This is a genomic window from Trinickia violacea, assembly GCF_005280735.1.
Classification (GTDB): Bacteria; Pseudomonadota; Gammaproteobacteria; order Burkholderiales; family Burkholderiaceae; genus Trinickia_A; species Trinickia_A violacea.
The window spans coordinates 3,069,295-3,083,478 of the sequence record NZ_CP040078.1 but is presented as its reverse complement, the minus strand read 5'-3'; the positions used below and the strand labels follow the sequence as shown (position 1 = coordinate 3,083,478).

The 14,184-nt window shown below is 57.7% G+C and carries 14 protein-coding genes and 1 pseudogene; 13 read left to right on the top strand and 2 right to left on the bottom strand.

What is annotated here, in order from left to right; genetic code table 11:
• The first annotated feature begins 344 nt into the window (after nucleotides 1-344).
• Together FAZ95_RS35925 and dsbG are read left to right on the top strand one after the other, a co-directional pair.
• The gene (locus tag FAZ95_RS35925; protein WP_137337110.1) at nucleotides 345-1,535 is read left to right on the top strand and encodes an MFS transporter; all 1,191 of its coding nucleotides are present in this window, start codon (nucleotides 345-347) and stop codon (nucleotides 1,533-1,535) included.
• A 163-nt stretch (nucleotides 1,536-1,698) separates the two neighbouring features.
• Nucleotides 1,699-2,457 (top strand): thiol:disulfide interchange protein DsbG, encoded by a 759-nt coding sequence (dsbG, locus tag FAZ95_RS35920; RefSeq protein ID WP_137337109.1) that lies wholly within the window; start codon nucleotides 1,699-1,701, stop codon nucleotides 2,455-2,457.
• A 14-nt stretch (nucleotides 2,458-2,471) separates the two neighbouring features.
• Here the strand turns inward: dsbG and gcvA are convergent, their stop codons facing one another.
• Complete coding sequence (gene gcvA / locus FAZ95_RS35915; RefSeq protein WP_137337108.1) at nucleotides 2,472-3,386, bottom strand: transcriptional regulator GcvA; 915 nt, start codon at nucleotides 3,384-3,386, stop codon at nucleotides 2,472-2,474.
• 227 nt (nucleotides 3,387-3,613) lie between these two features.
• On the opposite strand from gcvA, the gene FAZ95_RS35910 reads away from it, so the two are divergent.
• The 8 genes and pseudogenes from FAZ95_RS35910 to FAZ95_RS40350 all read left to right on the top strand — a co-directional run.
• Nucleotides 3,614-4,135 (top strand): carboxymuconolactone decarboxylase family protein, encoded by a 522-nt coding sequence (locus FAZ95_RS35910; RefSeq protein ID WP_137337107.1) that lies wholly within the window; start codon nucleotides 3,614-3,616, stop codon nucleotides 4,133-4,135.
• A gap of 327 nt (nucleotides 4,136-4,462) precedes the next feature.
• Nucleotides 4,463-4,744: a hypothetical protein gene (locus FAZ95_RS35905; RefSeq protein ID WP_136892008.1), complete on the top strand. Its 282-nt coding sequence runs from the start codon at nucleotides 4,463-4,465 to the stop codon at nucleotides 4,742-4,744.
• Between the two features lie 60 nt (nucleotides 4,745-4,804).
• Nucleotides 4,805-5,149, top strand: a complete 345-nt coding sequence (locus FAZ95_RS35900) for a carboxymuconolactone decarboxylase family protein (RefSeq protein WP_137337772.1) — start codon at nucleotides 4,805-4,807, stop codon at nucleotides 5,147-5,149.
• A 77-nt stretch (nucleotides 5,150-5,226) separates the two neighbouring features.
• Nucleotides 5,227-5,904, top strand: a complete 678-nt coding sequence (locus FAZ95_RS35895) for a cupin domain-containing protein (protein ID WP_137337106.1) — start codon at nucleotides 5,227-5,229, stop codon at nucleotides 5,902-5,904.
• On the top strand, nucleotides 5,898-7,061 hold the full coding sequence (locus FAZ95_RS35890; protein ID WP_137337105.1) for a flavin monoamine oxidase family protein: 1,164 nt from the start codon (nucleotides 5,898-5,900) through the stop codon (nucleotides 7,059-7,061). The genes FAZ95_RS35895 and FAZ95_RS35890 overlap by 7 nt, the downstream gene beginning before the upstream one ends.
• Nucleotides 7,062-7,083: 22 nt before the next feature.
• Nucleotides 7,084-8,121: an alcohol dehydrogenase gene (locus FAZ95_RS35885; RefSeq protein WP_137337104.1), complete on the top strand. Its 1,038-nt coding sequence runs from the start codon at nucleotides 7,084-7,086 to the stop codon at nucleotides 8,119-8,121.
• A gap of 184 nt (nucleotides 8,122-8,305) precedes the next feature.
• Complete coding sequence (locus tag FAZ95_RS35880) at nucleotides 8,306-8,716, top strand: nuclear transport factor 2 family protein (protein ID WP_137337103.1); 411 nt, start codon at nucleotides 8,306-8,308, stop codon at nucleotides 8,714-8,716.
• 140 nt (nucleotides 8,717-8,856) lie between these two features.
• A pseudogene (locus tag FAZ95_RS40350) lies at nucleotides 8,857-9,138 on the top strand (MFS transporter); the annotation flags it as partial.
• Nucleotides 9,139-9,253: 115 nt separating this feature from the next.
• On the opposite strand, the gene FAZ95_RS35870 reads toward FAZ95_RS40350, so the two are convergent.
• Complete coding sequence (locus FAZ95_RS35870; RefSeq protein WP_137337102.1) at nucleotides 9,254-10,150, bottom strand: LysR family transcriptional regulator; 897 nt, start codon at nucleotides 10,148-10,150, stop codon at nucleotides 9,254-9,256.
• A 125-nt stretch (nucleotides 10,151-10,275) separates the two neighbouring features.
• Between FAZ95_RS35870 and FAZ95_RS35865 the strand changes: the two genes are divergently transcribed.
• From FAZ95_RS35865 to FAZ95_RS35855, 3 genes are all read left to right on the top strand, one after another.
• Nucleotides 10,276-11,514 carry a MalY/PatB family protein gene (locus tag FAZ95_RS35865; RefSeq protein ID WP_137337101.1) on the top strand — a complete coding sequence of 413 codons (1,239 nt, stop codon included), beginning with the start codon at nucleotides 10,276-10,278 and terminating at the stop codon, nucleotides 11,512-11,514.
• Nucleotides 11,515-11,805: 291 nt separating this feature from the next.
• Nucleotides 11,806-13,215, top strand: coding sequence for an amino acid permease (locus tag FAZ95_RS35860; protein WP_137337100.1), 1,410 nt, complete (start codon nucleotides 11,806-11,808; stop codon nucleotides 13,213-13,215).
• 152 nt (nucleotides 13,216-13,367) lie between these two features.
• Nucleotides 13,368-14,165 carry a transporter substrate-binding domain-containing protein gene (locus FAZ95_RS35855; protein WP_137337099.1) on the top strand — a complete coding sequence of 266 codons (798 nt, stop codon included), beginning with the start codon at nucleotides 13,368-13,370 and terminating at the stop codon, nucleotides 14,163-14,165.
• Nucleotides 14,166-14,184: the final 19 nt, after the last annotated feature.

The window sequence follows — 14,184 nt, the reverse complement described above, 5'->3', positions numbered from 1 at the left end:
CAAGGAAAACTCGCAATGGTTTGTATAGGGGAAGGCAGTTAACATCGCCGGGCTTGGCGTCGGTCGTCTCGCGCGTAGGCAATATAATTATTTCGGATGACCTACGGAAACTTGTTGCACGTATTCCCAATGCGTGCCGTGGGGCTGGCGCTGTCGTGCGGCGGTAAGTGTGACCTGAGCAAAGTTTCTCTTTCAATACCGAATATTTTATCTTCCTTGTCGTCGGCTGCGAAGCCGACGACACTACCTGCAGCGCGGCGCTCGACATGTACCTATGCCGCAGATTCACGCTTGACTCGCAGAGAATGCAATCGCGAGTAGCGTTCCTCGCGAAATCCACGCTGATGTCCATCCAGAAAATCAATATTCATATCCTGCGCCTCGCGACCGCGCAGGCACTCGCGGGAGCCAATTCGACTGTCGTATACGCCACAGGAGCCATCATTGGCAATATGCTGTCGCCGCGCCCGGAACTGGCCACCATGCCGATCTCCGTGTTCGTCGTCGGTATGACCGTGGCGACGCTGCCGGTCGGCGCGCTGACCCGGCGTAATGGTCGGCAGGCAGCTTTCCTGTCCGGCAATCTGTGCGGCGTCATTGCGGGACTTCTTGGCGCGCTGGCGCTTGTTGTCCAGTCTTTCACGCTGTTTTGCCTTGCGATGCTCTTCGGGGGGGCATATGCCGCTGTTGTGCTCACCTTCCGCTTTGCTGCGGCTGAATGTGTACGACACGAAGAGCGAGCACGGGCGCTCTCTACGGTCATGGCGGGCGGTGTCCTCGCCGGCGTTTTCGGGCCGCAATTGGTAACAGTCACGATGAATCTCTGGTCGCCGCATGCTTATGCGGTTACCTACCTCGCCGCCGCCATCGCAGCCGCGCTTTCAGCCATCGTCCTGCTGGGAGTGAAATTCGAGCACCGCCCACAAACCACACACCACGCCTTTGGCCGTCCGATTTCCGACATTCTGCAGCAGCCTCGCTTCGTCGTCGCGATGCTCTGCGGTGTCGTGAGTTACATGATGATGAACTTCATGATGACCTCGGCGCCGCTCGCTATGGAATTGTGTGGGATCTCGCGCGTGCATGCCAACTACGGCATCGAGATGCACGTCGTCGCGATGTATGCGCCGAGCTTTTTTACGGGGCGCCTGATCTCCCGCTTCGGTGCGCCCACGATCACACTCACTGGATTAGCGTTGATCGCATTGGCAGCAGTCGCAGGCTTGAGCGGTTTGAGCATAAATCATTTCTGGGGCGCGCTCGTACTCCTTGGGATCGGCTGGAACTTCGGATTCCTGGGGGCATCGGCCTTGGTACTTAGCTGCCATACGCCAGAGGAGGGAGCTCGTATTCAGTCGATCAACGATTTTGTTGTTTTCGGCGCAATGGTCATCGGTTCGTTTGTATCCGGAGGCCTGTTGAGTGCATTCGGATGGTCCACAGTATCGGGCCTGCTCTTGCCGCCCGTCTTACTTGCGACCATGGGCATGCTGTGGTTGCAAGGGTCACGGCACAAGATAGTCGAACAACGATGACGAGGAAGCCCGCAATGGCAGAGTTCATCGTCGAGCTATCGAAGACGAACGCAGACATCTGATTGCGTACGCGATGAACATGACTGTCTGCGTTGCCATTCGGCTCGCGGATTTGTTACGCGTAGGCGAAAGCACAACCGTGAAGAGTCTTTAGGAAATACACATGAATCGAACTGCGGCTGCCCTTATTGGAATTGTGCTTCTGTCGACTTCCGTAGCCTGTGCGGGAGATAACAGCAGTCCTCCCGTAATCAAGGTGCTCGAATCGAGAGGGGTCACCGGCCTGCACGAATTTAAGGTCAACGACGAACTGCGTGGTTTCGCCGGGGTCGCTGGAAGCAGCCCAATTGCAGTTTATGTAACCCGGGATGGCAACGCGATAGTGGGAACTCGCGTCGATCGTAATGGAACTCCCCTGGACATCCATACCGTTGAAGACCTTGTAGCCGCCCCCATGGGCGACACCACCTGGAAGCAACTTGAGTCGGCAAAGTGGATTCGTGACGGCCGCCAGGATGCGCCCCGGACGGTCTATGTCATCAGTGACCCTGACTGTCCCTACTGTCATCGTTTCTGGGAGGCCTCTCGTCCCTGGGTGCAGTCGGGCAAGGTACAACTGCGTGAATTGCTCGTAGGCATCATCCGGGCCGATAGCGAAGCCAAGGCGGCGGCAATCCTGAGTTCCAGGGACCAGTCGGCGGCTCTTGAGAGGAACGAGCGCGATTTTGACAAAGGGGGTATCCCGCCAGCTAGTACCGTGTCCGATGACGCGAAACACACGCTCGAAACCAACCTCCAGCTCATGCAGGCATTGGGGTTACAGGGGACGCCGGGCTTGATCTACAAGTCTGTCGACGGAAAAGTAAAGCTCCTTGACGGCCTACCTCAAGGTGAGCAACTTCAAGCTGTGATGGGGCCGTGACGACCTATCCGTGGTCAACGCGGTGTCGCTTCCTGCATCAACCATTCGCGAAACGCCACAAGTTTCGGCTGCGATGCACACTCTGCGCGGTAGACGACGTAGTAAGCCAGCTCCGCCGCCAGCTTTACCTCAGGAAATAGCGGGACAAGCCGGCCCGCTGCCACATCATCACAGGCCATAACGCTTCGTGCCAGAGCAACTCCGTGCCCATCAATGGCCGCTTGCAAGACCGCAGCGGAATTGTTGACCTGCATTCCGCGGCTGGTATCAACCTCGGGCGCGCCTGCGCGAAGCAGCCAGTCCCCCCAGGAGGCGAATCCAAGGTGGGTGTCCACGGACAGATCGTGTATCAACGCCTTTCCAGCCAGGTCATGGGGGGTTGTCAGGCCGCCGGTCCGGGCGAGCCACGCTGGCGAGCACACCGGATAGATTTGCTCATCCATCAGTTTTTCGGCCACCAGGCCCACCCAGCTTCCACGACCGTATCGCACGCCCACGTCAATGCCTTGTGCGGCGAAGTCCACCAGCTTGAGATTCGTATCGAGCCGGACATCGGTTTCGGGGCATAGCGCATGAAATTTTTCGATCCGCGGTAGCAACCATTTGGCCGCGAACGCAGGACTGGCTGCAACTGTCAACACACCGCCGCGCGATGCTTCCCGCAACCGGCTTAATCCTAGAAAAAGCCGATCGAAGCCAGCCCGGATATCCGGTAGCGCCCGCTCTGCCGTTTCGGTCGGGATCAAGCGGGCACGGCCGCTTGCCCCGCGATGAAACAGTGGTGTGTCGAGCCATTCTTCCAGTGACCGGACGAGCTGCCCCACCGCTGCGGGCGTCACGTTCAATTCTGCCGCCGCAGATGAAAAACTCTGGTGACGGGCACTGGCTTCAAAGGCGCGAAGTGCATTGAGGAATACGGGCGCTTTCATGAGAAAGTTTTTCTTTGTCGACTGCGAAGAATATAGCAGTTGTCGGCCTGATTCGCCATGGCAATAATGGCTTCCGTCAGACGCAAATTTCGGTGCCGGGCGATCGCTATACCCTCGGTGGGGTCACGGCGCAGTTGGCAGGAAAGAAAGATTTCCTATTAGTGATCTGGCGTGGACTTGCCCGCAGACACCTGCATGAGTGATGGTTTTCGACGAAGGAACCCAGTGTGAGTAGTGTACGAGTTGCCCCGTGGGAAGACGGCGAGTTCGCGCCCTCTGAATTGCTTGCAGGCATGCAGGCTCGTCGGCCCAATGGTGAGCTGATTGGCATTGATCGTGTGCTGTTGAGGAGTGTTCCGCTCGCAACAGGTTGGAACGAGTTACTGCGCCGGGTTCGCGCAGAATTCAGCTTGGAGTTGGAATACCGTGAACTGATTATGTTACGGGTGGCGGTGTTGAACCACGCCGACTTTGAGTGGGGCGTTCATTATCCCGCGTACCTGCTGGCGGGCGGCACTGAGGAAAAGTGCCTCGCGCTTAAAGCGCAAAGCGTAACCAACAATATCTTCGGCGAGAAAGAGCGTGCCCTGATCGCGCTTACCGACCAGTCCACGAAACAGGTTGACGTGGATGCCGAAGTCATCGAGGCACTGAAGCACCTCTTCGGCGAAACCAAGGCAGTAGAGGCGGTCGCCACGGTCGCGGCCTACAACATGGTCTCCCGCTTTCTGGTGGCGCTGGCGATCTGAAATTCAGCGTGACCCAGGGCGGCAGCAGGTTGAGGTGGTCGCGCTGGAGCCGCTACGCAAGGCAATTCAAACGCACGAGTCGCCCGATAAAGAATTACTTTCCACCATGGATACTTTATCTCGTTTGTGACCAGATTCTTAGAGGCAGAGAATGGATTCAACGGGTGGAGAGGGCATTTGCTATAGCTGATAAGGCTGGCTGAGCGCGATAACGGCCAGGATTGTCAATGAAGCAAAACTCCATTTCGAAGTCCTCATCGTTATTCGGCTGACGACGGCCAGATGGTCGGGCGTCAGGTTTAATCTCCCCTCACCACGGTGTTAAACATGGTTTATCTGCAAATCAATCTGAAAATCGACCCTGCCAACCGGACGGCTGCGGCCGGTGTCTATCAGCAATACAAGGCGCCTTTCCTCAATACGATCGCGGGTGCGAAATCGAAGGAACTGCTGGTGCGCGACGAGGACGTGCAGGTGTTGCATGGCTTCGACAGTGTGCAGAACGCCAGGGCTTACCTGGAAAGTGACCTGTTCACCGCCGATGTGGTTGTTGAACTCAAACCGTTGCTGGCTGATGCACCCGACGTGCGCATCTACGAGGTCGTGTAACACCGTTCTTTGCCGAGGCGATGAATGTCCCGGCTTCTTACCCCACTGGAGCTAATTACCATGATGCAGGATTGGAACGCTTACCGTAACGCATTGCAGGCTCGTGTCGGCGATTTTGCAAAACTGAATCCCGACGTGATGAACGGCATGGCAACGATCAGCGGCGCCGCCGAGAAGGGTGGCAAGCTGGAGCCCAAGATCCACGAACTGATCGCGCTCGCAGTGGCGGTCACCACCCGATGCGACGGCTGCATCACGGTCCATACCCAGAAAGCGGCCGAGCTGGGTGCGACGCAGGAAGAAATCGCCGAAGCACTGGGCGTCGCGATTGCGCTGAATGCCGGTGCTGCGCTGGTCTACTCGGCTCGCGTCCTCGACACCTTCGCTTCGCTGCCGAACAAGTAATCAAAACCGGGACTGGCCACTGACGTCTCGCGGACGACAAGCTGGCCAGTCTCCTGTCCGACTCCGGAAAAATGGTCATGCTTGTCAATGCAGACTTCTCGCGCCGAGCGGTTGTCGCGGCTCATCAGTATCAATGGACCGCCTCACCGCAGACGGGTGTCGAGCGCGTCATGCTCGACCGACTGGGCAGCGAGCGGGCACGGGCCACAAGTATCGTGCGATACGCGCCGGGCTCGTCGTTCGCTCGCCATCAGCATCCTGGCGGTGAGGAAATTTTCGTCTTGTCGGGAACATTTTCGGATGGTGACGGACATTACCCGGCAGGGTGGTATCTGCGGAATCCCCCTGGATCGTCCCATCAACCGTTCAGCAATGATGGGACCCTCATCTTCGTCAAGCTCTGGCAGATGTCGCCCGGTGAAGCTCGCGCAGTGCGCATCGACACGCGCGAAGCCTCGGCATGGCGACGCGGACATGGCCGGGATGTCTGCCCGTTGTTCGAGGGCGATAGCGAACGGGTCGTTTTGGAACGGCTTGATCCGAATGTGCCGCTTTTTGCTGGTCAGGTCGAGAGTGCCGAACTGCTTGTGCTGGCCGGTGAACTGCGGGCTGACGGGCAGCCATATCTCCGTGGTAGCTGGATACGCCTGCCTGCGGGCCAATACCCCAATGTTGTCGCTGGTCACGCCGGTGCCACAGTCTATTTGAAGACCGGCCACCTTATTGACGTTGCGGAGCGAGGGTATTCATGGTGACTGCCAGGATCGCGATCGTCGGAGGTGGCCTTGCTGGTCTGTATGCGGCATTCGTCCTCGAGCAGCAAGGCATCGAGGACTATGTGCTTTTGGAGGCACGCCGTACGTATGGAGGTCGCATCGAGTCCGTGTCTTCGAACGGTACCCTGGTTTCTGGGCTGGGTAGTTCGCGGAATGACCTGGATCGCTTCGATCTTGGTCCGACGTGGTTTTGGCCCGCACATCAACCCCAACTGGATCGTCTAATCCGGGAACTCGGTCTGGAGCGTTTCGAGCAGTACGAAACCGGGCACATGGTGGTTGAGCGATCGCCGCATCAGCCCCCCGTGCAGATGCGTGGTTATGCTACGTCGCCACAGTCGATGCGCCTGGTCGGCGGCATGGGTGCGCTGGTCGATACGCTATGCCGGAATCTGACATCCACACGGCTCAAAAATGATCAGCAAGTGCGACACATACGCCGCACAGGCCGTCGTGTTGAACTGGATGCCGAGGATTCGCACGGACAGCTCACGTCCTATTCCGTTGAGCACGTATTGCTGGCGATTCCGCCGCGTCTTGCCATCGCGACGATCGACTTTCAGCCCGCACTACCAGATAAGTTGGTGCGGGGATGGCGCGATGCGGCCACTTGGATGGCGCCGCACGCAAAGTATCTCGCGATCTACGACACCCCATTTTGGCGCGAGCGCCAGCTTTCCGGCGAAGCCAGAAGTGCCTGTGGTCCTCTCGTCGAAATCCATGACGCGTCGATGCCGGGCGCTAGTGCAGGGTTATTCGGATTCATAGGAGTGCCGGCCCTCGCACGCAGAGAAATATCGCCGATCGTGTTGCGCGCACTTTGTCGCGCACAACTTGAGCGGATGTTCGGTCCGCAAGCAGCCGAACCCAGGGCCGAAGTCATCAAGGACTGGGCCGCGGATGCGCTCACCGCCACGGAAGCCGATCTGGATGGCACCAGTCACCAGCATGGGGCCGCGCCTGCAGCTTCGCCTGCGTCGGGCGATTGGCGCGGGCGGGTCGTCGGCATTGCCAGCGAATGGTCCCCCAATTTTTCAGGCTACCTTGCAGGTGCCATCGAGGCGGCAGACTTCGGCGTTCATACACTGGTTGAAGGACTCCGTAACGAGAAATTCAAGCCAAGCATCGTTGAATAGTAACGACATCGGGAATACGACTATGAAAAGTACCTATAGGGCCATGCAGGTGGCGAAGCCGGGCGCTCTTGAGCTGGTCGAGCGCAACATACCGATCCCTGGACCGGGCGAAGTTTTGATCGAGGTTGAAGCGTGCGGCATTTGTGGCGCCGATGCCGCCGATATAGAGCGAGCCGATCCTACACTGCGTCCGCCACGCGTTCCGGGCCACGAAGTCATCGGCCGAATCGCCTCGATAGGCACTGGGGCACCCGCGATCTGGAAAGTAGGGCAGCGAGTCGGCGTTGGCCGTTTTGGCGGTCATTGCAACGAATGCGACCAATGCCGGCGCGGGCAGTTCCAGCTTTGCCGTAATCAGCCAGTGGTCGGCGCCACGTGTGATGGCGGCTACGCGGAAATGATGGTGGCGCGCAGCACCGGGCTGGTTTCCATTCCGGACGAACTGAATGCCGAGGAGGCAGCGCCGATCTTGTGCGCCGGCTTGGCCACCTTCAATGCACTTAAGAAGTCGGGTGCACAGGCCGGAGATCTGGTCGCGGTGCTGGGCATTGGTGGGCTCGGGCACATGGCGCTGCAATACGCTCGCAGGATGGGTTTCAAGGTCGTTGCGGTCGGCCGTGGCCAAGACATTGAGAGGGACGCGTTGGCTCTGGGCGCGCATGTCTATATCGACACCGACGTGCATGACGCCGCCGCCAAACTCACGGATATGGGCGGTGCGCAAGCCATCTTGACGACGATCGGCAATGCGGCCACGGTGTCTACAGTGATTGGCGGCCTTGCACCGCAAGGGCGACTGGTTGTGCTTGGTATCGCCAAAGATGCATTGGCCGTATCGACCCGTCAGCTTGTCAGCGGCGAGCGCAGCATCGCAGGATCGGTCACGGGCTCGCCCTATGAGAGCGAAAGGACGCTCGACTTCAGTGTGCTGAGTGGCGTGCGGCCGATGATCGAGACGATGCCTCTAGAGAACGCGTTTGCAGCCTACCAGCGAGTGAAGCGCGGTGACGTCAAATTCCGAATGGTCCTGGTGATGGGAAAGACGCATAGCGCATCTTAACGAAAATCTTTTCGGTCGCGATCGATCCATCGCGGCCATCGCTTTGCCCGTTCGCGCCAGAAACGGTGCGGTGTCTTGAGCGTCGCTGTCGTAACGATGTGCCGGCGCACGGAATGCGGCGACGCCGTCTATTTGATCCCCTTACTAGTCCTCTTGCGGAGAACCACAATGAAAAAAGCTCGCTCTGGCTGTCGCCCTCGCGGTTGCATCGACCGCGGCGCTGGCCGACCTGCCGTCAGGCGACGCGAACCAGCACTTCCAGGCCATTGCGTCGGGAAACGTGGCACTGCTGATGCGCGGCTACGCTGACAACGCGCAGTTCAATTGGGTCGGCGGCCCGCTGGACGGCACATACACGGGTGTCGATGCCATTCGCGGCGTCTGGGAGAAATTCACGAAGGCTCAAGGACCAATGAAGGTATCTGTAGATGGAATCGAGGAGGCTTCGAATCCGAAGGGTGCGAGCGTTACGGCCAATGTCGTGTTCGAAGGCAAGCAGCCGATCCGCGTGCGTTATGTGCTGACCTATCGCGACGCCCGGGTCGTCAGCGAAACGTGGCAGATCGATGCGAAACCGGCGAAGAGCGACTACTGAATTCGGCAGGCTGGTTTTAGCTGACGAGCTGTAGCCCAGTCAGACCGGCGAAGACGCCGTCAGCCATAACGAACGACAGCGTGCGCGAGCGGCGGTCCGGCTGCACGCAATCCGCGGCCGCAAAACCGGAAAGATAAGACTGGCTTAACCTGATCTTGCTTGGCGTCGGATGGAACTTCGGCTTCGTGGGAGCATCAGCTCTTGTCTCGACTGCCATCGGCCCGAAGAAAAAGCCCGCGTGCAATCGCTGAACGTCTTCATCGTGTTCGGGACGATAGCGTTCGGCTCTTTCTTGTCGGGGCGGCCTTTTGACCGCCTACGGATGGAACGCGGTGCTCTGGGTATCATTCGATCCGCTTGCAATGGCGATCTTAGTCTTGACCGTCTCGGCCGAGGCGCGCAGCAGAGAAATTGCCACCTGACGGACGAGGGATACTTCCATGTTTATAGTGGGAAAGGGAGCGACCGGCCGCTTTATCGCTGCTGGTCGACGGTAAGCTTTGCTTCTCCCTTCGGCGGCTTCAATCGCGTTTCGCATCACGATCGACTGACACCCATCTCTCGCGCGATCGTCACAAAGCCGGCGATATATGCGATTTCCTCTTCGCCGCGGCGGATACCTAGATTGATGCTCTTGTTGATGCCGCGCTTGCCAAGCCGCACTGCGCGAATCGGCAGATCGGCCCCCTCTTCATGAACGAGCCAATCGGGTAGGACTGAGACTCCGCGTCCTGCGGCGACGAGCTGCAGCATTAGATCGGTCGCTTCCGCGGTTCTATGGTTCTTTGGTTTGCAATGAGCCGGGATAAGGAAGCGCGTATAGATGTCCAGCCTGTCTTCGGTGACGGGAACGGTGATCAGTTCTTCGCCGAGCAGGTCACGAGGTTGAGCGAATGCGCGCGCAGCCAACGGATGGGCTTCATGCACAACCAGAACAAGCTCGTAGTCGATGACAGGCGTAAAGCGGATGTCCGGTAAGTCAATGGGATCAGGTGTAACGAGCAAGTCGATTTCATGACCCTCAAGTGCCGCAACGCCGTCGAAGCGGAATGCCGTACGCACGTCGAAATTTACGTCCGGCCAGGCGGCAAGGTACCGAGGTGTAAGCCTTGAGAGCCACTTTTGGCATGGGTGGCACTCCATGCCGATGCGCAGCGCGCCGCGCCTACCTTCCGCGAAATCGACGAGCATCCGCTCGGCGTGATCGATCTGCGGCAACACACGCTGCGCCAAAGCGAGCAGATATTCCCCGGCCTGCGTAAAGCGGAGCGTACGCCCGCTCTTTGTCCAAATCTTGACGCCATGCCGCTCTTCCATCTTTCGGACCATGTGCGAAAGCGCCGACTGTGTGACGTTGAGTCGTTCCGCGGCTGCGGTGACACTACCTAGCCGATCGAATTCCAGCAGGATGGCAAGCTGTTGGCGGTCTAGCATCCATGATCTCCGTTCATTGTTCCATGAAAACATACCATTTCCGCTCATGGAAGAGCGTTGCTATTCTGACCGAAATTCAAGGCCGCGTCCCGTGCGCGCCGTCATATTGAAACAAGGAAGAAATAGTGAAGGCATGCTCCGCAGAGATAAGAAACGACGCTTCGACCGCAAACTTTGCTTGCGTATTCGATCAGGTGGCCGATCGGAAGAATTCGAACTCCATGAAATGGGCGATTGCTGAAAAGCTTCTTTCAGCAGATGAATCCGCTGTGAACCCGTTGCCCATGTGGGTTGCAGATATGGATTTCCGCGCCCCCCAACCCGTGATCGACGCACTTCACGAGGCGGTGGAGCACGGCATCTTCGGCTACCCCGGTGGTGCGACCGACAGCTATGTGGATGCGGTCGTCGGCTGGCAAACCAAGCGGTTCGGCTGGGACGTCGCCAAAGAATGGGTGGTGCAGACTTCGGGCATCATCACCACACTGAAGACTGCCGTCCAGGCTTTCTCGTCACCGGGCGATACGGTGCTAATTCAGCCTCCGGTCTATGCGCACTTCCACAACGACGTTCTGATGAACGGACGTCATCTGGCCTTCGCTCCGCTCGAACGAACAGAGACAGGCTATCGCTTCAACGAACAAATGTTCGAAGCGGCGATCCGGAATAACACGAAGCTCTTCATCCTCAGCCATCCCCACAATCCGACGGGCAATGTCTGGTCTGAGGACGAGCTGCGCGCCATGGGAGAGATCTGTCTGCGGCATGGCGTGATTGTCATCTCAGACGAGATCCATCAGGACCTGATCATTAACCCTGCGAAGAAGCACATTCCGTTCGCTTCGCTTGGAGAGACGTTCGCGCAGAACAGCATTACCTGCACGGCGCCGAGCAAGACGTTCAACCTGCCTGGTCTGCAAAGCGCGAATGTGTTCGTGCCGAACCGGCGTCTGCGCGAAGAACTGCTCCGGCAGTACGACAGAAATATGTTCCCGCTGGTGAACACGCTCGGCATGGTCGCCGCCGAGGCTGCCTATGCGCACGGCGAGCCGTGGCTCGAACAGATGCTGAGCTATCTGCGCGTGAACCACGCCCACTTGCGCAACGCCGTCAACGAGATGACTTCGAAGATAAGGGTGCTGCCGGCAGACTCGCTTTATCTGGCCTGGATGGATTGCCGTGGGTTGGGGATGGATGCGGAGGCGCTCAACAAATTCATGCTGACCAAGGCGCGGCTTTGGCTCGACAAGGGACAGAAGTTTGGTATCGAAGGACATGGCTATATGCGCGTCAATCTCGGCTGCCCCCGCTCCACGGTCGACGAAGCCATTAGCCGCCTCGCGGCTGCGGTGGCGGAGGTCTGAGGCGTAACTGGGGATTGCTTAATGGCAGAGCGCATGAATAGCGCTGGGGGGAGTTTCAGTCGAATGGAAGAAACGGCCGCACCTAGCGCCTAGTTTTGCGCGAGATAGGGAGACACGCGCCACGAATGACAGGCAAAGAAATTCCGTATAAGTTAGGAATGTTAAACAATTTTAGCAAATACGGATTACACGGAGACGGATTGGTGTATGCGCCGGACTCCGGCAAGTCTGGGCGGTGCGCCTGGAGGTTGTTGGTGGGCGCGAGAAGGGCGCTTCATAGGAGGAGGCAAGGTGAGCAACGAGAATCAAATACAGGCGTACGAGCAGGAAGATCTCAAAAGAGACCTGAAAAATCGCCATATCCAGATGATTGCGATCGGCGGCGCGATCGGTACCGGTCTCTTTTACGGGTCTTCGTGGGCTATCAGAACGGCCGGTCCCGCGATATTGCTGATGTATTTCATCGCAGCGATCGCGATTTACTTCGTTATGAGAGCGCTCGGCGAGATGGCTGTCGAGGAGCCCGTGTCGGGCTCCTATATCTCCTACTCGAATCGCTACATCCACCGATTCGTCGGTTTCTTGAACGGATGGAATGCGTTCATTTTTCTGCTTGCTACGAGCGCAGCCGACTTGAATGCCTTGGGAAACTACGTTCACTTCTGGTTTCCCGGGGTCCCGATCTGGGTGACGGCTTTGGCGGCCGTATCGATGATGTTTGTAATTAATATTGTCGGTGTGAAGTTTTACGGTGAAGCCGAATTCTGGTTTGCGCTCGTCAAGGTCATAGCCATCGTGGCGATGATCCTTTTCGGCGCAGGCATGATCTTCTTCGGGATCGGCAACCATGGAGAGCCGATCGGCTTCCATCATCTGGTCGACCATGGCGGCTTCTTTGCGAAGGGTTTGAGCGGAGCAGTCTTGTCCATCGTCATGGTTGCCTTTGCATTCGGTGGAGTTGAAAACCTAGGCTTGGCGGCAGGCGAAGCGAAGGATGTCAAGACCACGATGCCGAAGGCCGTGAACGCTACCTTTTGGCGACTGCTGATTTTCTACGTCGGTGCGATCGCGGTGCTGCTCACGATCTTCCCGTGGACATCGTTGACCACCAAGGGTAGCCCGTTCGTCGAGGTCTTCACGAGAATCGGCGTTCCGGCTGCGGCGGGAATCATGAACTTGGTTGTCGTTACGGCAGTCTTGTCGGCGGTGAACGCGAGTGTCTTCACGAACAGTCGCACTTTCTACAACCTTTCCTTGCAAAAGAACGCTCCGGCGTTCCTAAGCGTGGTCAATAGCCGCAAAGTGCCTTCGCGTGCCGTGATGCTGGTGTTCGCGGCGATGTTCGTGGGTGTGATTCTGAACTTCATCATGCCGGAACGCGCTTTCGAACTGTTCTCTTCGGTGACCGTGTTCGGGCTGATCTGTGCCTGGGCGTCGATCCTGATTAGCCATCTGAACTTCAGGAAGTCGAGGGTCAAGAATGGTCAAGAATGCAAGATCACCTACAAGATGCCCTTCTACCCGTATAGCAACTACCTCGCGCTCGCATTTATGGCTGCCGTGATGATTTGCATCGCCGTGCTGCCGGATATGCGCATGTCTCTAGTTGTTTCGGGTGTGTGGGTCGTTGTCGTGTTCATTGCCTACAAATTCTATACGAGGAGTGAAACCGCACCTGCTGAAGTGGTCGTGAATTCGTAAAGAAAGGAGTGTCGTCGGAAGGTGAGCGCTCGTGCTGCATCGATCAGATTCATGAGCGTTTTATGTGGTGTTTGTAGTACCCGCCTATGGATTGATGAATTCTATTGATCGTCCGTCCATGGCGCTATTCATATAACGTTGGAGACAAAATCGTGAAGATCCGGAAAGCAATTCTTTTTGCAACCCTCTCGGTATCAGCGGCGTGCGCGTCTTTCAGTGCTTGTGCGGAAGACCTGCTCGACGCGGTCAAGGCTCGAGGCACGTTGATGATCGGTATGGAGGGAACGTATCCCCCGTTCGATTATCGCGATTCGCAGGGGATATTGCAGGGCTTTGACGTCGATGTCGCTAGGGCGCTGGCCGCAAAGCTGGGCGTCAAGCCGGACTTCTATACCGGGGAATGGTCGGGGCTGATCGGCGGCCTGCAGGCCGGGAAATTCGACGTGGTGGTGAATCAAGTGACCATCACGCAGCAGCGACGTCAATCTCTGGATTTCAGTCCTCCGTACGCTTACTCGGCAGTCCAAGTCCTGGAGAGAAAGGACGACAAAAACGAGTATCAAGGTCTTGACGAACTGAAGGGTAAGCGCGTTGCAGTCACGCTTGGTTCGAACTTCGCGGACCTCGCCAAGTCGGTTCCCGGCATCATCGTGCAGACCTACCCCGGAATGTCGGAAGCGCTCAGCGACCTCGTAGGTGGTAGAGCCGACGCGTATCTGAATGACCGGTTGTTCGTGCCTTATCTCATCAAAACCTCAAACGTGCCCATTCGTGGGGGCGGCCTCTTGAAGAACACCAGCGATGAAATCGGTATTCCATTTCGAAAGGGAAATCCGAAGTTCTCGGCTGCGGTGAACGAAGCGCTGACTTCCATGCGGAACGACGGCACGCTCGCCGCGATCTCGAAGAAGTGGTTCGGCGTGGATGTCAGCCATCCGGTCGGTAATTAACGATTGCTGGGCAGCCAGA